Raw genomic sequence first — 21,029 nt, 5'->3', positions numbered from 1 at the left:
ATCGTGAACAATGATCATTCATACGAAGTACCATGGCCAAATGAACATAAAAGAAGAACAAATCATTCTTTTTGAAAGCGGGATTCCAGGCTTTTTAGAAGAAAAACAATTTGTCATACTTCCGCTTTCAGAAGACTCTCCATTCGTGGCACTGCAGTCCGTCACTTCAGAAAATCTTGCGTTCATCGTTGTAAGTCCGTTTATCTTTTTTAAGAATTATGAATTTGACCTTGATGAATCAACTGCTGAACTTTTGGATATCGATAATATTCAAGACGTAGAAGTCATGACAATATTGACCATGGCAGAGCCATTCGAAAAATCTACTGCGAATTTATTGGCTCCCATTATTGTGAATCGCAAGAACATGATGGCTAAGCAAGTCGTTTTACACGACTCCTCATATACGACAAAGCATCCGATTGGAGGAGAATCATGCTAGTTTTATCGCGGAAAATAAACGAAGCGATTCAAATAGGTGCTGATATTGAAGTGAAAGTGATTGCGGTTGAGGGGGATCAAGTGAAGCTTGGAATTGACGCCCCAAAGCATATTGATATTCACAGGAAAGAAATTTACTTGACCATTCAGGAAGAAAATAACCGTGCAGCAGCGTTATCCAGCGATGTGATCTCCGCATTATCCTCACAAAAAAAGTGAGGATTTTTTTATTTTTGTATTAACAAAATCAGAGACAATCCGATATTAATGATGTAGCCGGGAGGAGGCGCAAAAGACTCCGCCAGTTACAAAATAAGGGCACAAGGACGTGCCTTAACAACATATTCAGGGAGGAACAAAACAATGAGAATTAACCACAATATCGCAGCGCTTAACACACTGAACCGTTTGTCTTCAAACAACGGTGCATCACAAAAAAACATGGAGAAACTTTCTTCAGGTCTTCGTATCAACCGTGCGGGAGATGACGCAGCAGGTCTTGCGATCTCTGAAAAAATGAGAGGACAAATCAGAGGTCTTGAAATGGCTTCTAAAAACTCTCAAGACGGAATCTCTCTTATCCAAACAGCTGAGGGTGCATTGACTGAAACTCACTCTATTCTTCAACGTGTTCGTGAGCTTGCAGTACAAGCAAACAATACTGGTACTCAAGACGGTACTGACTTAGGTGCTATACAAGAAGAGATCAAATCTCTACTTGAAGAAGTTGGTGGTATGACAGGTGGAAGTAAAGGTATCTCTGACAGAACTGAATTTAACGGTAAGAAGCTCCTTAATGGCGACTTTGCAACTGACAAATTAACATTCCAAATCGGTGCAAACGCAGGGCAGCAACTTGCAGTTAATATCGGTGATATGAGTGCAACTGGACTTGGAGTTGCTGGTATCGATGTTACTGCATTCAAAGATGATGCAACAGCATTTGATACACAACTTGGTTTAATTGATACAGCGATCAACAATGTATCTACTCAACGTTCAAAATTAGGTGCGGTACAAAACCGTCTTGAGCACACAATCAATAACTTGAGCGCTTCTGGTGAAAACCTGACTGCTGCTGAGTCTCGTATCCGTGACGTTGACATGGCTAAAGAGATGAGCGAGTTCACAAAGAACAACATTCTTTCTCAGGCTTCTCAAGCGATGCTTGCTCAAGCAAACCAACAGCCACAAAACGTACTTCAATTGTTACGTTAATTTTAAAAAAGACCTTGGCGTTGCCAGGGTCTTTTAATTTATATTTCTATCTCCGAATCATTCCTCATCCTGTCACTAACTCATGATATAATAACCGGATTCTCCACTAACTTTTTATAAATGTATTTCCAAACAAGAAATCTAAAACAGAAGATTTTTTTCCAAAAATATGTGTAATCTTATCTCCATTTAGTCGATATAAACGATAGATTGGGGCATAGGGGATGATCAATTGAACATTGAAAGGCTCACTACGTTACAACCTGTTTGGGATCGTTATGATACTCAAATACATAATCAGAAAGATAATGATAACGAGGTTCCTGTTCATCAAGTTTCAGATACCAATCTTGCTGAAATGGTGGGGGAAATGAACAAGCTTTTGGAACCTTCGCAAGTTCATCTGAAGTTCGAGCTTCATGACAAGTTAAATGAATACTATGTAAAGGTAATAGAGGACTCTACAAATGAAGTGATCCGCGAAATTCCACCAAAACGGTGGCTTGATTTTTATGCGGCTATGACTGAATTTCTTGGGTTATTTGTAGATGAAAAAAAGTAGAATAGGAGTGGTTTGAGATGGTCACAAGAATAACAGGTCTGGCGTCAGGAATGGATATAGATGATATTGTATCAAAGCTGATGCAGACAGAAAGAGCCCCGCTTGATAAGCTGAAGCAAAAAAAGCAGACTCTTGAATGGCAGCGTGACAGCTATCGTGAAGTCAATACAAAAATAAAAGAATTGCAAGATTATATGTCTAAAAATACGTTGACATATCCTAGCACGTATCAGAGCAAAACTGTGACAAGCTCTAATGAGTCTGTGTTAACTGCTACAGGAAGCGCAAGTGCACCAAACTCTTCTTCTACTGTTGAAGTGGCGAGCTTGGCAACCGCAGCAACGTATAAGGCAAACAATTATACGGGATACACTCAAGGCGATTACAATTTGGCATTTAACGTTGTTGCGCCTGGCGAAACAACGGCAAAAACAGTGAACATTAGTGTGACGAGCGCCGATACGATTGATAATGTGATTTCTAAACTTAACAGCTCAGATCTAGGAGTATCAGCTTTTAAAGATAAAATTTGGAATGGTACAGAGTACGTAGAAACAATTGCGTTTTCTTCTAAAGCAACAGGTGCAGGGGGCAGTATACAGGCAGCAGACTCTGCTACAGCTGACTTTATGTCCGGTCAGCTTGGTTTTTCTTTGGATGCTGATAATAAGCTCACTGCTTACAAAGAAGGCACAAATGCCAAAGTTACAATCAACGGCTTTGAAATGGAGAAGCTGACAAACAATTTCACGGTTAATGGTGTTACTTACTCGATTAAAAATACAACTGCAGCCACAGGTCCTGTTACCACATCTGTTTCTACTGATGTTGACGGAATTTATAACCAAATCAAAGAGTTTGTAGATAAATACAATGAAATGGTTGACAGCCTGAATGAAAAGCTGAAAGAAGAAAAATACCGAGACTATACTCCGTTGACAAGTGAACAAAAAGAAGCCATGTCCGATAAAGAGGTAGAGCTCTGGGAGGAGAAGGCGAAAAGCGGATTGCTTAGAAATGATTCTAGCATCAGCACCGGCACAAACCAAATGCGGACTGACTTTTATACTCAAGTTAATGCGGATGGGAAAACCTATCAATTGACAGAATTCGGCATAACAACCTCAAGTGCTTACCAAATGCGGGGGCATTTAGAGATTAATGAAGACAAACTGAAAGCCAAAATACAAGAAGATCCGCAAAGCGTTGCCGCTTTATTTACAAGTGGGTCGAACAGCAGCGCCTATAGTGATAAAGGGATTATGAAACGCATCGGTGACACCCTGAAAAGTACGGTGAAGAGCATTGAAGCAAAAGCCGGCAACTCGACAATGGGAACCAATGATTATTCAATCGGTAAAAATTTAAATACGATCAGCACTGATATTACCAAAATGCAGGACCGGTTAACCACAATAGAAAACCGCTATTATTCAAAATTCAGTGCAATGGATTCTGCGATTCAAAAAATGAACGAACAAGCGTCCTATTTATCACAGCTTCTTGTACAATAAATGTAATTTGGAGGATGACACATGGCGATCCAAAATCCTTATACAGCCTATCAGCAAAATTCAGTGAATACGGCTACACCCGGTGAACTGACGCTTATGCTGTATAATGGCTGTTTGAAATTTATAAGACTTGCCGCTCAGGCCATTGAGAATGATGATATGGAACGTAAAAATGAAAATCTGATTAAAGCGCAAAATATTATTCAGGAATTAAATTTTACACTTAACCGTAACATAGAGCTTTCCGCTTCTATGGGTGCGATGTACGATTATATGTATCGCAGATTGGTACAGGCAAATATCAAAAATGATACGGGCATGCTGGCTGAGGTTGAAGGTTATGTAACAGATTTTCGCGATGCTTGGAAACAAGCCATTCAAAGTGAACGGAAGGACCGGCACGGATCAGGCGGGATCGCATGAATAATATAGATCAACTATACACTGAGACGAAGAGTATGCTGTCACACATACAAAATACGCCGGAAAGCGATGAACTTTTAAAGCAAATTGAAGACTTTGTGGCTACACGGTCTGAACTGATTCAGGAGATATCTCTGCCGCTTTCAGAAGAAGAGCGAAAGCAGATGAAACTTATTTTGACATGGGATCAGCTGATTGTGAAGGAAATGGAAAGACTGAAGCAGTCAATCGCAACAGAACTTCAGCAGATGAAAAGAAAACGTGTGATGCATACGACGTATTTAAACCCTTATAACAACATTACGATTGACGGCACATATTATGACAAGCGTAAATAGGTGAGTGCCTTGAAGAGCATTGAAGATTATACGCTTTTATCAGCTTATTATCATCTTCTTTTTACCATCGAAGAGGGGTTGTGTTATTTGATAGAGGCTGAAGAGAATTTATCAAAAACAGAAGGGGATCGGATCTACCAAGATCTGATCCAAGCCTTTTTTTATTTGGATTCAACACATTCAACACTTCTCTTCATTATGGATTCGCGGTGTGCTGAAATTTGTGTGAAAGCATTTGACCAAATTTTTGCGGAGTTTGATCAATTGGTCTCTTTCTCTTTTCCCTCTCATGAGTTCTGTGAGTATTTAAAGGAACATTTTCTGATTCAGTATAGAAAATGGATGCTGTCTATTCATCAATGTATGGAACCCTTTTTAATCAATTAGGCGTGTGTGAGGTATTTGTTTCGTTCAATCAGCATATACATATACCTCCGAACCGCCAATAACAGAGCAAATACAAACAAAATTCGACAAAGTTCACTGAATTTTCACAAAAGATTTATGTTTCAGCAGGAATTGTAAAGGGTAAAAGAGAAATAGATACATATCCTTAATAAAAGGGAGGCGTTCTTTGATGAACTATAACATCAGAGGAGAAAATATTGAAGTGACACCCGCGTTAAAGGATCATGTCGAGAGGAAGATCGGCAAGCTGGAGCGCTATTTTGACCATAGCGTGGATGCTGATGTGAACGTCAACTTGAAGTTTTACAATGACAAGGAGTCTAAGGTTGAGGTTACGATTCCGATGACAGATCTGGCGCTTCGGTCCGAGGTGCATAACGAGGATATGTACAACGCAATTGATCTCGCAACAAACAAACTGGAACGTCAAATCCGTAAGCATAAAACGAAAGTAAACCGTAAATTCCGTGAGCAGGGCTCTCCAAAATATTTATTGGCAAACGGTCTTGGCTCTGATACAGATATTGCGGTTCAGGATGACATAGAAGAGGAGGAGAGCTTGGATATCGTCCGTCAGAAACGCTTTAATTTAAAGCCGATGGATAGTGAAGAAGCGATCCTGCAAATGAATATGCTCGGCCATAATTTCTTTGTTTTCACAAATGCGGAAACAAACCTTACAAATGTCGTGTACCGCAGAAATGACGGGAAATATGGCTTAATTGAACCGACTGAATAATGAAGAGAAGCCTTCCGTGATGTCCGCGGAAGGTTTTTGTTTTTCTTATTTGCAAATTCTTTGGAAATAACAAAAGGTATGATATGATAATGAGAGGTATACATGGACTAGTAAATTATTTATACATGCCTTTAAAATAGGCATGTGATGATAGAGGAGCGTTATAAATGCTTGGAATTTTAAATAAAATGTTTGATCCAACAAAACGTACGCTGAATAGATACGAAAAAATTGCTAACGATATTGATGCGATTCGCGGAGACTATGAAAATCTCTCTGACGACGCGTTGAAACATAAAACAATTGAATTTAAAGAGCGTCTTGAAAAAGGGGCGACAACAGATGATCTTCTTGTTGAAGCTTTCGCTGTTGTTCGAGAAGCTTCACGCCGCGTAACAGGTATGTTTCCGTTTAAAGTCCAGCTCATGGGGGGCGTAGCGCTTCATGACGGAAATATCGCGGAAATGAAAACAGGGGAAGGGAAAACATTAACGTCTACTCTGCCTGTTTATTTAAATGCGTTAACAGGTAAAGGCGTACACGTCGTGACTGTCAACGAATACTTGGCAAGCCGTGACGCTGAACAAATGGGGAAAATTTTCGAGTTTCTCGGTCTGACTGTCGGCTTGAATTTAAACTCAATGTCAAAAGACGAAAAACGGGAAGCTTATGCAGCTGACATTACTTACTCTACAAACAATGAGCTTGGCTTCGACTATTTGCGTGACAATATGGTTCTTTATAAAGAGCAGATGGTTCAGCGCCCGCTTCATTTTGCGGTAATAGATGAAGTTGACTCTATTTTAATTGATGAAGCGAGAACACCTCTTATCATTTCTGGACAAGCTGCCAAATCCACTAAGCTGTACGTACAGGCAAATGCTTTTGTCCGTACGTTAAAAGCGGAGAAGGATTACACGTACGATATCAAAACAAAAGCTGTACAGCTTACTGAAGAAGGAATGACGAAGGCGGAAAAAGCGTTCGGCATCGATAACCTCTTTGATGTGAAGCATGTCGCGCTCAACCACCATATCAACCAGGCCTTAAAAGCTCACGTTGCGATGCAAAAGGACGTTGACTATGTAGTGGAAGACGGACAGGTTGTTATTGTTGATTCCTTCACGGGACGTCTGATGAAAGGCCGCCGCTACAGTGAGGGGCTTCACCAAGCGATTGAAGCGAAGGAAGGGCTTGAGATTCAAAACGAAAGCATGACCTTGGCGACGATTACGTTCCAAAACTACTTCCGAATGTACGAAAAACTTGCCGGTATGACGGGTACAGCTAAGACAGAGGAAGAAGAATTCCGCAACATCTACAACATGCAGGTTGTCACGATCCCTACCAACAGGCCTGTTGTCCGTGATGACCGCCCGGATTTAATTTACCGCACGATGGAAGGAAAGTTTAAGGCAGTTGCGGAGGATGTCGCACAGCGTTATATGACGGGACAGCCTGTTTTAGTCGGTACGGTTGCCGTTGAAACATCTGAATTGATTTCTAAGCTGCTTAAAAACAAAGGAATTCCGCATCAAGTGTTAAATGCCAAAAACCATGAACGTGAAGCGCAGATCATTGAAGAGGCCGGCCAAAAAGGCGCAGTTACGATTGCGACTAACATGGCGGGGCGCGGAACGGACATTAAGCTTGGCGAAGGTGTAAAAGAGCTTGGCGGACTCGCTGTTGTCGGAACAGAACGACACGAATCACGCCGGATTGACAATCAGCTTCGAGGTCGTTCCGGACGTCAGGGAGACCCGGGGATTACTCAATTTTATCTTTCTATGGAAGATGAATTGATGCGCAGATTCGGAGCTGAGCGGACAATGGCGATGCTGGACCGCTTCGGCATGGACGACTCTACTCCAATCCAAAGCAAAATGGTATCTCGCGCGGTTGAATCGTCACAAAAACGTGTCGAAGGCAATAACTTCGATTCGCGTAAACAGCTTCTGCAATATGATGATGTTCTCCGCCAGCAGCGTGAGGTCATTTATAAGCAGCGCTTTGAAGTCATTGACTCTGAAAACCTGCGTGAAATCGTTGAAAATATGATCAAGTCTTCTCTCGAACGCGCAATTGCAGCCTATACGCCAAGAGAAGAGCTTCCTGAGGAGTGGAAGCTTGACGGTCTAGTTGATCTTATCAACACAACTTATCTTGATGAAGGTGCGCTTGAGAAGAGCGATATCTTCGGGAAAGAACCGGATGAAATGCTTGAGCTCATTATGGACCGCATCATCACAAAATATAATGAGAAGGAAGAGCAATTCGGCAAAGAGCAAATGCGCGAATTCGAAAAAGTTATCGTTCTTCGTGCCGTTGATTCTAAATGGATGGATCATATTGATGCGATGGATCAGCTCCGCCAAGGGATTCACCTTCGTGCTTACGCGCAGACGAACCCGCTTCGTGAGTATCAAATGGAAGGCTTTGCGATGTTTGAGCATATGATTGAATCAATTGAGGACGAAGTCGCAAAATTTGTGATGAAAGCTGAGATTGAAAACAATCTGGAGCGTGAAGAGGTTGTACAAGGCCAAACAACAGCTCATCAGCCGCAAGAAGGCGACGACAACAAAAAAGCAAAGAAAGCACCGGTTCGCAAAGTGGTTGATATCGGACGAAATGCCCCATGCCACTGCGGAAGCGGGAAAAAATATAAAAATTGCTGCGGCCGTACTGAATAGTTCGCCCCGGCAAGTTTACTGACCGCGGCGCCTGCAGGCGCCTGCGGATCTTTTAATGAGGTGAATGAAATGGAATTATCAGAAATCAGAGCAGAGCTCGAAAATATGGCTTCTCGTTTAGCGGACTTTAGGGGGTCTCTTTGACCTCGAATCAAAGGAGGCCCGCATTGCTGAGCTAGATGAACAAATGGCTGATCCGGAATTCTGGAATGATCAGCAAAAAGCTCAAACGGTTATAAATGAAGCAAACGGTTTAAAGGATTATGTCAATTCGTATAAAAAATTGAATGAATCCCACGAAGAATTACAAATGACTCATGATCTTTTGAAAGAAGAGCCGGACACTGATCTCCAGCTTGAGCTTGAAAAAGAACTAAAATCATTAACAAAAGAGTTCAATGAGTTTGAGCTTCAGCTTCTTCTCAGCGAGCCGTATGATAAAAATAACGCGATTTTAGAACTGCACCCTGGTGCTGGCGGTACAGAGTCACAGGACTGGGGCTCTATGCTTCTTAGAATGTATACAAGATGGGGAGAGCGCCGCGGCTTTAAAGTAGAAACACTCGATTACCTTCCAGGTGACGAGGCTGGAATCAAGTCAGTGACATTGCTCATCAAAGGACACAACGCTTACGGGTATCTCAAAGCAGAAAAAGGTGTCCATCGTCTTGTGCGGATCTCACCATTTGATTCATCAGGCCGCCGCCACACATCTTTCGTTTCATGTGAAGTCATGCCTGAATTTAACGATGAAATTGATATTGATATTCGTACGGAGGATATTAAAGTTGACACGTACCGTGCAAGCGGCGCGGGCGGACAGCACGTCAATACGACGGATTCAGCCGTTCGGATTACTCACTTGCCGACGAACGTAGTTGTGACATGCCAAACGGAGCGCTCACAAATTAAAAACCGTGAAAGAGCCATGAAAATGCTGAAGGCCAAGCTGTATCAGCGCAGAATTGAAGAGCAGCAGGCAGAGCTGGATGAAATTCGCGGTGAACAAAAAGAAATCGGCTGGGGCAGCCAAATCCGTTCTTATGTATTCCATCCGTATTCCATGGTAAAAGACCATCGGACCAATACAGAAATGGGGAACGTTCAAGCTGTAATGGATGGTGACATTGATACGTTCATTGATGCCTACCTGCGTTCTAAGCTTTCATAAGCTGAAAAACACACCTGATGCTTACGGGTGTGTTTTTTTATTCCTTATATCCTTGATTTCACTGCTGCTTTAGCATATTACCACTGTATTTGGGTGTTATTTACATCTAATCAGGGAAGGATTAAAATGCTATCGGAGAGCATTGGAAGAAACGGAGGATATATGATGGACGTACGGAATAAAGCATTGTGGATTTTGCGGGATTATGTATACATATTGTTAGGAGCAGCGATTACGGCCGTGTCCTTTAATGTATTTTTGCTTCCGAACAAGATTGCCGCCGGCGGTGTCAGCGGGATCAGTACGATTTTACAATCATATGGTTTTGAAGCAGCGTATGTACAGTGGATTATTAATATCCCTTTATTTATTGCTGGCGTCATTTTGCTCGGCGGGAAATTTGGACTAAAGACGCTTGCAGGTTCTGTGTTTTTGCCGCTAGTAGTGTTTCTGACAAGGGATATTCAGCCCGCCACTCATCATGAACTCTTGGCGGCGATTTTTGGCGGTGTCGGGATAGGTATCGGAATTGGTATTGTGTACTTAGGGAAAGGGTCGACGGGAGGTACAGCCTTGGCTGCACAGATCATTCATAAGTACTCCGGTCTGTCATTGGGGAAGTGCCTCGCCATCATTGACGGAATGATTGTTGTTACGGCTATGATCGTATTTAATATTGAGCAAGGCTTATATGCCATGCTTGGCGTCTATGTGTCCAGCAAAACCATTGATGTTGTGCAAGTCGGCTTTAATCGTTCAAAAATGGCACTCATCATTACAAAGCAGGAGCAGGCTGTCAAGGAGGCTGTCTTACAGAAGATTGACAGAGGCGTGACAAAAATTTCTGCAGTCGGCGGATATACTGACGATGACCGTCCGATTTTAATGTGCGTGGTTGGGCAAACTGAATTCACCAAATTGAAACAAATCGTCAAACAGATTGATGAGTCAGCTTTTGTGATTGTAGCAGACGCGAGCGAGGTGCTGGGCGAGGGTTTCAAACGCGCTTAAACGAGGTTATAATATGGAAGAGATCGTAAAGGAGTTGTGCTTCTCAACATGAAATCAAAGTTATCGATACTAATGATTGGATTTGCGCTTTCTGTTCTGTTGGCTGCCTGCGGATCAAACGATGCAAAAGAAGAGAAGGCAGACACCGGCAGCAAGACGGAAGCCACTGCATCTGAAGGGGAAGAATTATATCAGCAAAGCTGCGTAGGCTGCCACGGCAAGGATTTAGAAGGTGTGTCAGGACCTAATCTCCAAGAGGTCGGAGGCAAATACGATGAACACAAAATTGAAAGCATTATTAAAAACGGCCGCGGCAATATGCCAAAGGGGCTTGTAGAGGATAACGAAGCCGCTGTTATTGCCAAATGGCTGTCAGAAAAAAAGTAAGATAAAAACATCCTTGCCGAGTGCCGGCAAGGATGTTTTTATGCCTTGACAATATGAATGAAAAGAAACTGTAATAGTATTATGTCTAAATTTGACGTATAATGAAGTGTATTGAAAAAGGGAACTTTCAGATTTTTCATCTTTTTACAAATGAATGGGTCATAAATTGTCGAATGCATTCGAAGAGTATGACCGTGTGATAGATAAAATGATATAAAAGATTAGGTGATTTCATGATAGAGATGAAGGAAGTATATAAAGCCTATCCGAACGGCGTAAAAGCGCTCAATGGGATTTCTGTTACCATTCATCCCGGCGAGTTTGTGTATGTTGTTGGTCCGAGCGGAGCGGGTAAATCTACTTTTATTAAAATGATTTACAGAGAAGAAAAACCAACAAAAGGACAAATTTTAATCAATCATAAAGATCTCGCAACAATTAAAGAAAAAGAGATTCCTTTCGTGCGCCGAAAAATAGGCGTTGTCTTTCAGGATTTCAAGCTTCTTCCGAAACTTACTGTTTTTGAAAATGTGGCATTTGCCCTTGAAGTGATTGGAGAACAGCCGTCTGTCATTAAGAAACGGGTGCTTGAAGTGCTTGATCTCGTGCAGCTGAAGCATAAAGCGCGACAATTTCCTGACCAGCTTTCGGGCGGGGAGCAGCAGCGTGTATCTATTGCAAGATCAATTGTGAACAACCCTGATGTTGTCATTGCTGATGAACCGACAGGAAACCTTGATCCGGATACGTCTTGGGAAGTCATGAAGACGCTGGAGGAAATTAACAACCGCGGGACAACAGTCGTGATGGCGACACATAATAAAGAAATCGTAAACACCATGAAGAAACGTGTCATTGCAATCGAAGATGGTATCATTGTGCGTGATGAGTCAAGAGGGGAGTATGGTTCATATGATTAAAATTCTCGGGCGCCACTTGCGTGAGAGTTTTAAATCTCTCGGGAGAAACACATGGATGACATTTGCATCCATTAGTGCTGTAACCGTTACGCTGATTTTAGTCGGCGTGTTTTTAGTGATTATGCTGAATTTGAATAACATGGCCACGAATGCTGAAAAACAAGTTGAAATCAAAGTGCTGATTGATCTGACTGCAGATCAGAAGGCACAGGACAAGCTTCAGAACGATATTAAGGAACTGAAGGGCATTCAGAGTGTTACTTTTTCATCTAAAGAAAAAGAGCTTGACCAGCTGGTTGACAGTTTTGGTGACAGCGGAAAATCTCTGACAATGAAGGATCAGGAAAACCCGCTTAATGATGCGTTTGTCGTCAAAACGACAGATCCGCATGATACGCCGAACGTGGCGAAAAAGATCGAAAAAATGGATCATGTTTATAAAGTCACTTATGGAAAAGAAGAGGTCAGCCGTTTGTTTAAAGTGGTCGGCGTTTCCCGCAACATTGGAATCGCGTTAATTATCGGCCTGGTATTTACGGCGATGTTCTTAATTTCCAACACCATTAAAATTACAATTTTCGCAAGAAGAAAAGAAATTGAAATCATGAAGCTTGTCGGCGCGACAAACTGGTTTATCCGCTGGCCGTTTTTCCTTGAAGGATTGCTGCTAGGCGTATTCGGTTCTGTGATTCCGATTGCACTGGTGCTGAGCACTTACCAATACGTCATCGGATGGGTCGTTCCAAAGGTTCAAGGATCATTTGTCTCTCTTCTTCCTTATAATCCATTTGTATTCCAAGTTTCGCTAGTGCTGATTGCAATCGGCGCAGTAATTGGAGTATGGGGAAGTCTGACTTCCATCCGCAAGTTTTTGCGAGTATAAAGTGAAAAAGCCGTTCCGCTTTCGGGACGGCTTTTCATTTGCCTTCTTTTTCTTCTATGATTACATGAAATCTCCATCCTTTACATATACTATCTCTAGGTTTTGGTAAAGACAGTCTGGCATACAGGAGGAGTAAAGGATGAATCAAAAAATAATGGCTGTGATAGCAGCAGGGAGCATGCTGTTCGGAGGCGCCGGTGTATATGCGGGAATCAACCTGCTTGAGATGGATAAGCCCCAGACTGCAGCAGTTCCCGCGACGGCACAAGCTGACTCTGAACGGGATAAAGCTATGGACAAAATCGAAAAAGCGTATGAGTTAATTTCGAATGAGTACGTAGAAAAAGTAGATAGAGAAAAGCTGCTCGAGGGAGCCATCCAGGGAATGCTGTCTACGCTAAATGATCCTTATTCTGTTTACATGGATAAGCAGACAGCTAAGCAATTTTCTGATTCTCTTGATTCCTCATTTGAAGGCATCGGGGCTGAGGTTGGCATGGAAGACGGCAAAATTATTATTGTTTCCCCATTCAAGAAATCGCCAGCGGAAAAAGCCGGGTTGAAGCCTAATGATGAAATTATCAGCATCAATGGAGAATCGATGGCCGGCAAGGATTTAAACCACGCTGTGTTAAAAATAAGAGGAAAAAAAGGGTCCAGCGTTTCAATGAAGATTCAGCGGCCTGGAACGAAGAAGCAGCTGTCATTCCGGATCAAGAGAGCTGAGATTCCGCTCGAAACGGTTTTTGCATCAGAGAAAAAAGTACAGGGGCATTCTGTCGGATATATTGCCATCTCTACTTTTTCTGAGCACACCGCAGAGGATTTTGCAAAAGCGCTGAGGGAGCTTGAGAAAAAAGAAATAGAAGGACTTGTCATTGATGTACGCGGCAACCCGGGCGGGTATCTTCAAAGTGTGGAAGAAATTCTTAAGCATTTCGTTACAAAGGATCAGCCGTATATTCAGATTGCTGAACGCAATGGGGATAAAAAACGTTATTTTTCAACATTGACCCATAAAAAAGCGTACCCTGTCAATGTGATTACGGATAAAGGAAGTGCCTCTGCATCAGAAATTCTTGCCGGCGCATTAAAGGAAGCTGGCCATTATGATGTTGTAGGCGATACGTCTTTTGGAAAGGGAACGGTTCAACAGGCTGTGCCAATGGGGGACGGCAGCAACATCAAATTAACGCTTTACAAGTGGCTGACGCCAAATGGAAACTGGATTCATAAGAAAGGAATTGAACCGACCATTGCGATTAAGCAGCCTGATTATTTTTCCGCCGGGCCTTTACAGCTGAAAGAGCCGCTTAAAGTGGACATGAACAATGAAGACGTCAAGCATGCGCAGGTATTGTTAAAAGGTCTCAGCTTTGATCCGGGACGTGAGGATGGCTATTTCAGCAAAGACATGAAAAAAGCGGTTATGGCTTTTCAGGATCAAAACAAGCTGAATAAAACCGGTGTGATCGACACTCGCACTGCAGAGACATTAAACCGGCAGATAGAAAAGAAAAAATCAGATGAAAAAAATGATTTGCAGCTTCAAACAGCATTGAAATCATTATTTGTCAATTAAAGGAGATGGTATTCCATCTCCTGTTTCTTTGTGCTTAAAGAGATTATGGATCATAAGTCACATAAAAAATGAGTTTTTGACAAGAAATTAAAAAAATTTTCACAAATAAACATTTATAAAGGACTGTTATTACCCGATATCAATATATGAGAGAGACTTTCTAACGAGTTAATATGCATTTAAAATGAAACTTTTGCAAGTTGCCTAGTCTTTGTTTACTTCATACAATATAAGAAGGTTCTAAAAAGAACAGTAATCAGGTTAATGGCAGCTGAACGACAGGTATTTAAAGAGTAACGTTAGCGAGAATGCTTGTTAGCACTCCAGTACTGCTGCTTATACTGGCCCGTGCTTATCTGTATAAAGAAAATGGGGGTTCACAATTGAAGAGGGCAAGTATTGTGCGTGAAAAAAAATATTATGAATTAGTGGAACAATTAAAAGACAGAACACAAGACGTAACATTTTCAGCTACAAAAGCACTAAGTCTTCTTATGCTGTTCAGCAGATATTTGGTCAATTACACCAATGTCGAATCAGTAAATGACATTAATGAGGAATGCGCCAAACATTATTTTAACTACTTAATGAAAAATCATAAGCGATTAGGAATTAATCTGACAGATATAAAAAGGTCGATGCATCTAATCAGCGGGTTATTGGATGTGGATGTAAACCACTATTTAAAGGATTTTTCACTATCGAATGTCACGCTGTGGATGACGCAAGAGAGATAAACTCTCCTGAGGATATCCAAGCCATTTAATATTTGATAGAATATAAGTAACATGTTTGGCTTGAGGCGGTGAGAGATAGTGTCTGTTCAATGGGGAATTGAACTGTTAAAAAGCGCGGGCCTGTTCTTCTTACACCCGCTTTTCTGGTTTTTTATCATCATAACCCTGGCTTTCGGCTATGTAAGAATCAAACGGGAACGAAAAACCTTTCATACAAGAATAGCAGATATTTATGATGATCTGAAATTTACATATACAAAGGGACTGATTCCAGGTCTTCTTTTGTCAGTTATTTTAGGTGGACTCGGAATATCGATTCCTCTCGGTTTACTTGCGATTATTGCCGTTATCACTGCAGCGGCAGCGTTCACTCTTCGCGCAAACTGGATGTCTGCTGCATATATCGTCAGTGTGAGTATGCTGATAGGTTTTGGACTGCAAATATATCAGGCGGAGCCCTTTCTGGAGAGATTTCCGCAAGGATTTGCAGTTGTTTGGCCGGCTGTAGCTGTGTTTCTAGGTTTGCTGATTATCACTGAAGGAGCGGTTGCTTATCGTTCTGCGCATGTGAGAACATCACCGGCGCTTGTCGTAAGCAGCCGCGGTTTGCCGATCGGACAGCAGCTGGCAAACCGGGTTTGGCTTTTGCCGCTGTTCCTTCTCGTGCCCGGTAATGGTTTAGAATCGCACCTTAGCTGGTGGCCCGTGTTTACGGTTCCCGGCAGCTCATTCCATTTTCTATGGATTCCTTACTTTGTCGGATTTGGACAAAGGGTACAGGGATCGCTGCCTGAAACGAGTATAAGGATCACAGCGAAACGCGTTTGTATTCTCGGTCTTGCCGTCGCAGTTCTCGGTGCAGCGAGCTTACTGTGGACGCCGCTTGCGGGGGCAGCGGTCTGTACTGCTTTGTTAGGGCGCATTTTTCTGTCCATAAAGCAAAGAGTGAATGATAACGCGGCTCCGTTTTATTTCTCGAAAAGGGATCAGGGCTTAATGGTGCTTGGGATTATCCCCAATACGCCGGCTGAGGACCTGGAATTGAAAATCGGGGAAATCATAACGAAAGTCAATGGCATACCGGTTAAGAATGTTTCTGATTTCTATGAAGCGCTTCAGCATAACCGTGCATATGTGAAGCTTGAAATTATCGGTTTGAATGGAGAAATTCGTTTTGACCAGCGAGCTTCTTATGAAGGAGAACATCATGAATTGGGCATCCTCTTCGTAAAGGATGACCGTGAAGACGAAGCAGTCGCTTCTGGATCATAAAAGGCAGCCCGGCACCGCAGGAAGATGCGATGCCGGGCTGTTTTGTGTTACGCTGAGTTTTTTTCTATCCGTGCCGTTTCATCAGATTTGATGCCCAATGAAACAAAAACGCCGATGATGGATACAGCAAAGAGAATCATAAATAGGATGTGATATCCCGAAATCAGGCCAATTAAGGCTGATGAAATGATGCTTCCGAAATAACGGAAGGTCGAGAAAATACCGGATGCCACTCCTGACATTCCGGGGTCTACTGTGGCAAGGGATGACACCTGCATGCTGGTCAGACCGACTCCGGAAGCGAGCCCGCCAAGGATAAGAGAGAGCATGAGGAACAAGACAGAATGCGAGCTGCTTAACAGCAAAAATAATAGATTCGCACCAGCCATCATGGCAAATGAAAGAAAAATGATTTTTTTGGCTCCCCATTTGTGATGGAGCTGCGCGCCCACCCAGTTGCTGGCTGACATGAAGATCGAAAATACAGAAAGCGCCATCCCGCTGTTAGACGTATTAAGCCCAAATTGGTTCGTCATAAATAACGGCATAATCAATAAGACGGCATACATCATCAAATTGCTTAACAAGACTGATAGATTCGCATTTGTAAAGGTTGAGCTTTTAAACAGTGCAAAGTCAATGATAGGGTGCTTGGTACGTTTTTCTCTTCTGAAAAAAAGCGGAACAAAAAGAAGTATCAATACACTGTATACCGCATATCCCCATGGAGCCTCATTTTTCGTCAGCAGGATAATGGAAACGATGCTGCCTGCAAGCAAGAGAGAGCCGATGATATCCAGCGGCGCGTCAGATTTATTTTCTTTATATTGAGGAAACATTGTTAATGCCGTAAATAAAGCAATGGCGAGGAACGGGATGTTGACCCAAAAAATCGAATGCCAGCTGAAGCTGTCAATCAGTATAGAGCCGATAAAAGGCCCGAGTGCTGCACCAAGTCCCGCACCCAGTCCGAAAAATCCAAACACTTTCGGTAGGCGTTTTTCAGAAACAACATGCCGGATAATGGCAATGCTGTTTGGCGTAAGCAATGCCCCGCCGACAGCCTGCAATGCCCGAAAAACAATTAACAGGAGCAGACTCGGTGAAAGGGCGCAGCCTAGAGATGCGATTAGAAAAAGGCCGACTCCCCATAAGTACATTGTTTTATTGCCGTACATGTCACCGAGCTTTCCTGCAATCGGCTGTGTGACTGCCATCACGATTAAATAAACGGTAACCACCCAAGTGATGCTTGCGATGGACTCGTTATACGTATGGGAAATAGATGAGAGCGCGACCGCGATCATCGTTGAATTAATGGGAGCCAGAATGGCCCCCAATAATAGCGAGACGATCAGCGCCCATTCTTTTCTTGAGCTCATTGGGATCCTCCTTTTTATTATGCCAAGGAGTTAATCAGCAGAAATTCCTTTGACAAATAGAGCTGTGCTGTGCTCCAGCATTTTTTCCTGGGGCATTGATATGACCCGGTCTCCTAAGTGGAGACGGTGAATGAAATAACCGAAGATAATCGACATGAACACGTCGGCATTCTCCGCTTCATTTCTTGTCTGAATAACCCCTTTCTCACCCATCGTTTTGAGATAATCAACCAATAGCTGTTTCATAGATTGGGGATATTCAGTGACGTGGTTAATGACATCCTGAAACATGGCCGGTTCACGAAAGCTGATTTTAATGATATCTTTTCTATGTTCGAGCTCCTCCAAGAGACAGGTTCCGATATGAAGCAGGTCTTTGTACAAATCCCCTTCTGTTTGTTCCAAAATGCTGCCTCTGTTTGAAGAATGCTGAGAAAGCAAAGCCTCAACTAGTCCTTGTTTGTTTTTAAAGTTCCTGAAAATCGTCGCTTCACTTACATTTGCTTTTTCTGCAATTTCTTTTGTAGTTGTTGCGCGATATCCTTTTTTGACGAGCAGCTGCATGGCAGCGTCAAGGATTCTCTTGTTTGTCGGTCTCAATACGTTTCACCTCACGAGTATACTGGCAGGACAAGTATACACCCGCCCCGCTTGTATAAGAAAGAGGGGGACGCATCAGGACCGGCTGACAACTGTGATTTTGCCGCTGCTTCCGTCAACAGTGATGATGTCACCGTCTCGCAGTCTTTCGGTTGCCGTGCGTGTGCCGAGAACGGCTGGAATGCCGTATTCACGGGCAATAATCGCAGCGTGAGACAAAATGCCGCCTGTGTCTGTAATAATCGCTTTGGCGTCTTGAAACAGGCTGGTCCATAGCGGTGTGGTCATCTTGCAAACGAGTACGTCCCCAGGCGCGAATTGAGAAAATTCATTGGCGTCCCGAATGATTTTCACCGGACCTGTCGCAATGCCGCTTGATGCCGCAATGCCAAAAATATGATTCTCTGTGTTTTTTTCATCCTCTATCACAGCGCCGACAATTTCTTCAGCTGCTTTGAGCTGTTCTTTTGTCGGGGTGCCGAGGTAGGCAGGGGCTTGGGCCAGCTCATACTCATGAAAAATCTGTCTGCGTTTTTCAGCCTTTTCTTGCAGGGATACAGGGTGAAGAAGCGCTTGTTCCACTTCGTCGTCATATAAGAACCAAAGGTCCTCACGATCTTGAATGACACCGTTTTCCGCCAGCAATTCACCTATCTTCAGCAGAAAGATTCTCGCCTTGGCATCCAGCATGGCGTCAATATAAAAGTGGTGATCATCTTTTATATTTGCAGAGTTCAGTGTCCATTGATAATAGCGGTCAAATTCGGTGCGCAAACCGGGATCTTCTATGTTTTCCAAGAATTCATTGTATAATTTCTCTCGTTTTTCTTTCGTTTTCTGAAATTCATTGTCAAAATGATAGCCATTACGGACATAATTTTGAATATTGGCCAGAGCGAAATACGGATTTTCCACCCAGATTTGTTCAATCAGATCATGACTTTTAACAGATCTCCATCCGTATTCTTGCAAGAATTCATGGACGTTCTTCAGGAAGTGTCTTCCCTCATCTGTTTGTTCTAATTTCTCCTGGAGCTGTTCAGGCTTGTTGTTTTCAAAAATGGTCAGAAGGTTCGGGTTCTCCTGAACTTCCATAGAAAATAACCATAAGCAACTGTCCGTTTCCAGTGATTTGTTCATTTTTCCTGTCAGCATCTCATAAAAATGAGCGTTTTCGGACTCTCCTTGAATGTCCTGATACATCGCTTGCAGTTTGTTTGTTAAAAGGATTTGCGGGAAAACGATATTGAAGTGCTCTTCATAAGCCGTGAGATAAAAGGCCTTTAGTTTTTGAAAAGCATCCAGTGCGCTTTCTGCGGTATGCTCAGTTTGTGCGAGCTGGTCCAGTGTCCGGTAAAAAGGGAGGTATGTGTGATTGATGATGTCATACATATGCTCCGATAAAATCGGGAAAAGCTCTTTGCCGCAGTCTTCAGAAGGAGGCTGCTGTCCACCTTGGTTTTTGGAATAAATATGTCCGCGATAAAGTTTTACTTCATCAACAACTACACCAATCGGAAACTTTTGCATGCTCTTCTTCAAGCCATATTCCAATGCCGGCACGATGAAGGATGAAAATAACGGACTCACCGGACCTTCAATATTAGATTCCATGTTAAGCCAGAAATCATTCATATCAGTGTCGGTAATCATGAAGCTGCGTTTTTCTTCTGCCGCCTTTTTGTCCTGATCAATGGTTGTAATCGGGCGAGCTTGCAGAAGGTATATTTGATGATCAGCAATTCCAAATTCTATATCGACAGGATATCCGTACAGGTCTTCGGTTTTTTTTGTGATTTCAGCCAATTCAATCACTTGTTCATCTGTAAGGCAAAAACGGCTGCGCATGTCTTCACTCGTTTCTTTTTCAGCAATTCCTTCTGCCGCAGACTCCATGTAGATTTCCTTTGCACCTATTTCTTTCTGAATCTCAAACGAAGATTTATTAACAATGAACGTGTCTGGGGTAACACTTCCTGAAACAACAGCTTCACCCAACCCGTAGCTGGCGCTGATTAAAAGCTCTCTATCATCATGGGTAACAGGGTTGCGGCTGAAGATAACACCTGACATTTCTGAATCGATCAGCCCCTGAACGACTATTCCCATTAACGGCTCTGCGATTTGATTGTTCATTTTTTTCTTATAGCTGCTGACCCGCCCAGAAAAAAATGAGGCCCAGCATTCTTTCACTTTAGCCAGAAACTCTTCCTCTGTTTTGATATTTAAGTAGGTTTCATATTGACCCGCGAATGAGGCGCCTTCTAAATCTTCCGAAGCAGACGAAGAACGCACGGCTACGGATCGATATGATTCTCTAAGCTTATAAAAGGAACTAGTCAGCTCATCTTTCAGCTCATCCGAAAATGTTCCAGAAATGATCCCGCTTTCGACGTTTTCACTAGTCTCTTGAAGCTGGTTGTCCTCCATAAAACGTGCGAGCGCATTCGTTTGAATAATAAACCCGTCCGGAACAGGAAGACCGTGTTTGGTCAATTTAATCAAATTCATTCCTTTTGCTCCAGCCAGCTGGCTGGACTCTTCTGCCTGGCGAAATAAAACAGAATACATATTTGAAACCCCTCTTTTCTTCATTCATTTTGTTTTTCTCTCTAGTCTTTTTATTGCGGAGCCTGTGTTTAAAAAATGATAGTAAACACTATCATTCAATTGTAGGTTTTCAGGAAAATGCTGTCAAACGCAGAAAGTCCTAAATAAAATGAATAGTTAAGTTGGTTATATTATCCT

21 protein-coding genes are annotated in these 21,029 nt (G+C 42.6%); 18 read left to right on the top strand and 3 right to left on the bottom strand.

Going from position 1 to position 21,029, the window contains the following annotated elements; all coding sequences use genetic code 11:
- The first annotated feature begins 10 nt into the window (after positions 1-10).
- The 18 genes from fliW (at position 11) to minJ (ending at position 16,299) form a co-directional block, all read left to right on the top strand.
- The gene (gene fliW / locus MHH82_RS33805) at positions 11-442 is read left to right on the top strand and encodes a flagellar assembly protein FliW (RefSeq protein WP_003228007.1); all 432 of its coding nucleotides are present in this window, start codon (positions 11-13) and stop codon (positions 440-442) included.
- Positions 436-660, top strand: a complete 225-nt coding sequence (gene csrA / locus MHH82_RS33800; RefSeq protein ID WP_003219727.1) for a carbon storage regulator CsrA — start codon at positions 436-438, stop codon at positions 658-660. Before fliW ends, csrA begins: the two co-directional genes overlap by 7 nt.
- 144 nt (positions 661-804) lie before the next feature.
- Positions 805-1,659 (top strand): flagellin Hag, encoded by an 855-nt coding sequence (gene hag / locus MHH82_RS33795; RefSeq protein WP_015714795.1) that lies wholly within the window; start codon positions 805-807, stop codon positions 1,657-1,659.
- 232 nt (positions 1,660-1,891) lie between these two features.
- Positions 1,892-2,221 carry a flagellar protein FlaG gene (gene flaG, locus MHH82_RS33790; RefSeq protein WP_015714794.1) on the top strand — a complete coding sequence of 110 codons (330 nt, stop codon included), beginning with the start codon at positions 1,892-1,894 and terminating at the stop codon, positions 2,219-2,221.
- A gap of 17 nt (positions 2,222-2,238) precedes the next feature.
- Complete coding sequence (locus MHH82_RS33785; RefSeq protein ID WP_014481042.1) at positions 2,239-3,735, top strand: flagellar hook-associated protein 2; 1,497 nt, start codon at positions 2,239-2,241, stop codon at positions 3,733-3,735.
- 21 nt (positions 3,736-3,756) lie between these two features.
- Positions 3,757-4,158 (top strand): flagellar export chaperone FliS, encoded by a 402-nt coding sequence (fliS, locus tag MHH82_RS33780; protein ID WP_003243747.1) that lies wholly within the window; start codon positions 3,757-3,759, stop codon positions 4,156-4,158.
- Positions 4,155-4,496 (top strand): flagella biosynthesis regulatory protein FliT, encoded by a 342-nt coding sequence (gene fliT / locus MHH82_RS33775; protein ID WP_003242603.1) that lies wholly within the window; start codon positions 4,155-4,157, stop codon positions 4,494-4,496. The genes fliS and fliT overlap by 4 nt, the downstream gene beginning before the upstream one ends.
- A gap of 9 nt (positions 4,497-4,505) precedes the next feature.
- The gene (locus tag MHH82_RS33770; RefSeq protein ID WP_032726950.1) at positions 4,506-4,883 is read left to right on the top strand and encodes a hypothetical protein; all 378 of its coding nucleotides are present in this window, start codon (positions 4,506-4,508) and stop codon (positions 4,881-4,883) included.
- A 190-nt stretch (positions 4,884-5,073) separates the two neighbouring features.
- Positions 5,074-5,643 carry a ribosome hibernation promotion factor gene (gene hpf, locus MHH82_RS33765; protein ID WP_003228031.1) on the top strand — a complete coding sequence of 190 codons (570 nt, stop codon included), beginning with the start codon at positions 5,074-5,076 and terminating at the stop codon, positions 5,641-5,643.
- A 167-nt stretch (positions 5,644-5,810) separates the two neighbouring features.
- On the top strand, positions 5,811-8,336 hold the full coding sequence (secA, locus tag MHH82_RS33760) for a preprotein translocase subunit SecA (RefSeq protein ID WP_003228033.1): 2,526 nt from the start codon (positions 5,811-5,813) through the stop codon (positions 8,334-8,336).
- A 69-nt stretch (positions 8,337-8,405) separates the two neighbouring features.
- Positions 8,406-9,507 (top strand): peptide chain release factor 2 gene (gene prfB / locus MHH82_RS33755; protein ID WP_010886623.1). Its coding sequence is split into 2 segments (ribosomal slippage): positions 8,406-8,477 and positions 8,479-9,507, totalling 1,101 coding nucleotides; the frame shifts between segments, so codons are not numbered across the junction.
- Between the two features lie 165 nt (positions 9,508-9,672).
- Positions 9,673-10,518: a YitT family protein gene (locus MHH82_RS33750; RefSeq protein ID WP_049140380.1), complete on the top strand. Its 846-nt coding sequence runs from the start codon at positions 9,673-9,675 to the stop codon at positions 10,516-10,518.
- 48 nt (positions 10,519-10,566) lie between these two features.
- Complete coding sequence (gene cccB / locus MHH82_RS33745) at positions 10,567-10,905, top strand: cytochrome c551 (protein ID WP_021480707.1); 339 nt, start codon at positions 10,567-10,569, stop codon at positions 10,903-10,905.
- Between the two features lie 233 nt (positions 10,906-11,138).
- Positions 11,139-11,825, top strand: a complete 687-nt coding sequence (gene ftsE, locus MHH82_RS33740) for a cell division ATP-binding protein FtsE (protein ID WP_003228039.1) — start codon at positions 11,139-11,141, stop codon at positions 11,823-11,825.
- The gene (gene ftsX / locus MHH82_RS33735) at positions 11,818-12,708 is read left to right on the top strand and encodes a permease-like cell division protein FtsX (RefSeq protein WP_009968247.1); all 891 of its coding nucleotides are present in this window, start codon (positions 11,818-11,820) and stop codon (positions 12,706-12,708) included. Before ftsE ends, ftsX begins: the two co-directional genes overlap by 8 nt.
- Before the next feature lie 139 nt (positions 12,709-12,847).
- The gene (gene ctpB, locus MHH82_RS33730; RefSeq protein ID WP_014481034.1) at positions 12,848-14,290 is read left to right on the top strand and encodes a carboxy-terminal processing protease CtpB; all 1,443 of its coding nucleotides are present in this window, start codon (positions 12,848-12,850) and stop codon (positions 14,288-14,290) included.
- A 383-nt stretch (positions 14,291-14,673) separates the two neighbouring features.
- Entirely contained in the window at positions 14,674-15,027 is a 354-nt protein-coding gene (gene swrA, locus MHH82_RS33725) for a swarming motility protein SwrAA (RefSeq protein WP_015251121.1), read from the top strand.
- Positions 15,028-15,105: 78 nt separating this feature from the next.
- A complete protein-coding gene (gene minJ / locus MHH82_RS33720) occupies positions 15,106-16,299 on the top strand; it encodes a cell division topological determinant MinJ (RefSeq protein WP_046160900.1) in 1,194 nt (397 codons plus the stop codon).
- Positions 16,300-16,346: 47 nt separating this feature from the next.
- On the opposite strand, the gene MHH82_RS33715 is transcribed toward minJ, so the two are convergent.
- From MHH82_RS33715 to MHH82_RS33705, 3 genes are all read right to left on the bottom strand, one after another.
- Complete coding sequence (locus MHH82_RS33715; RefSeq protein WP_032726943.1) at positions 16,347-17,681, bottom strand: MFS transporter; 1,335 nt, start codon at positions 17,679-17,681, stop codon at positions 16,347-16,349.
- A 30-nt stretch (positions 17,682-17,711) separates the two neighbouring features.
- Positions 17,712-18,281, bottom strand: coding sequence for a TetR/AcrR family transcriptional regulator (locus MHH82_RS33710; RefSeq protein ID WP_072175112.1), 570 nt, complete (start codon positions 18,279-18,281; stop codon positions 17,712-17,714).
- Positions 18,282-18,356: 75 nt separating this feature from the next.
- Entirely contained in the window at positions 18,357-20,852 is a 2,496-nt protein-coding gene (locus MHH82_RS33705; protein ID WP_072175111.1) for a PEP/pyruvate-binding domain-containing protein, read from the bottom strand.
- Positions 20,853-21,029: the final 177 nt, after the last annotated feature.

Source organism: Bacillus sp. FSL K6-6540, from assembly GCF_038007545.1.
The sequence above is the reverse complement of the archived record's forward strand: the minus strand, read 5'-3'. Positions and strand labels throughout refer to the sequence as shown.

Coding starts and splice junctions, on each gene's coding strand:
- fliW (WP_003228007.1), top strand. CDS start 11: ATGATCATTCATACGAAGTACCATGGCCAAATGAACATAAAAGAAGAA.
- csrA (WP_003219727.1), top strand. CDS start 436: ATGCTAGTTTTATCGCGGAAAATAAACGAAGCGATTCAAATAGGTGCT.
- hag (WP_015714795.1), top strand. CDS start 805: ATGAGAATTAACCACAATATCGCAGCGCTTAACACACTGAACCGTTTG.
- MHH82_RS33785 (WP_014481042.1), top strand. CDS start 2,239: ATGGTCACAAGAATAACAGGTCTGGCGTCAGGAATGGATATAGATGAT.
- fliS (WP_003243747.1), top strand. CDS start 3,757: ATGGCGATCCAAAATCCTTATACAGCCTATCAGCAAAATTCAGTGAAT.
- fliT (WP_003242603.1), top strand. CDS start 4,155: ATGAATAATATAGATCAACTATACACTGAGACGAAGAGTATGCTGTCA.
- hpf (WP_003228031.1), top strand. CDS start 5,074: ATGAACTATAACATCAGAGGAGAAAATATTGAAGTGACACCCGCGTTA.
- secA (WP_003228033.1), top strand. CDS start 5,811: ATGCTTGGAATTTTAAATAAAATGTTTGATCCAACAAAACGTACGCTG.
- MHH82_RS33750 (WP_049140380.1), top strand. CDS start 9,673: ATGGACGTACGGAATAAAGCATTGTGGATTTTGCGGGATTATGTATAC.
- cccB (WP_021480707.1), top strand. CDS start 10,567: ATGAAATCAAAGTTATCGATACTAATGATTGGATTTGCGCTTTCTGTT.
- ftsE (WP_003228039.1), top strand. CDS start 11,139: ATGATAGAGATGAAGGAAGTATATAAAGCCTATCCGAACGGCGTAAAA.
- ftsX (WP_009968247.1), top strand. CDS start 11,818: ATGATTAAAATTCTCGGGCGCCACTTGCGTGAGAGTTTTAAATCTCTC.
- ctpB (WP_014481034.1), top strand. CDS start 12,848: ATGAATCAAAAAATAATGGCTGTGATAGCAGCAGGGAGCATGCTGTTC.
- MHH82_RS33715 (WP_032726943.1), bottom strand. CDS start 17,681: ATGAGCTCAAGAAAAGAATGGGCGCTGATCGTCTCGCTATTATTGGGG.
- MHH82_RS33705 (WP_072175111.1), bottom strand. CDS start 20,852: ATGTATTCTGTTTTATTTCGCCAGGCAGAAGAGTCCAGCCAGCTGGCT.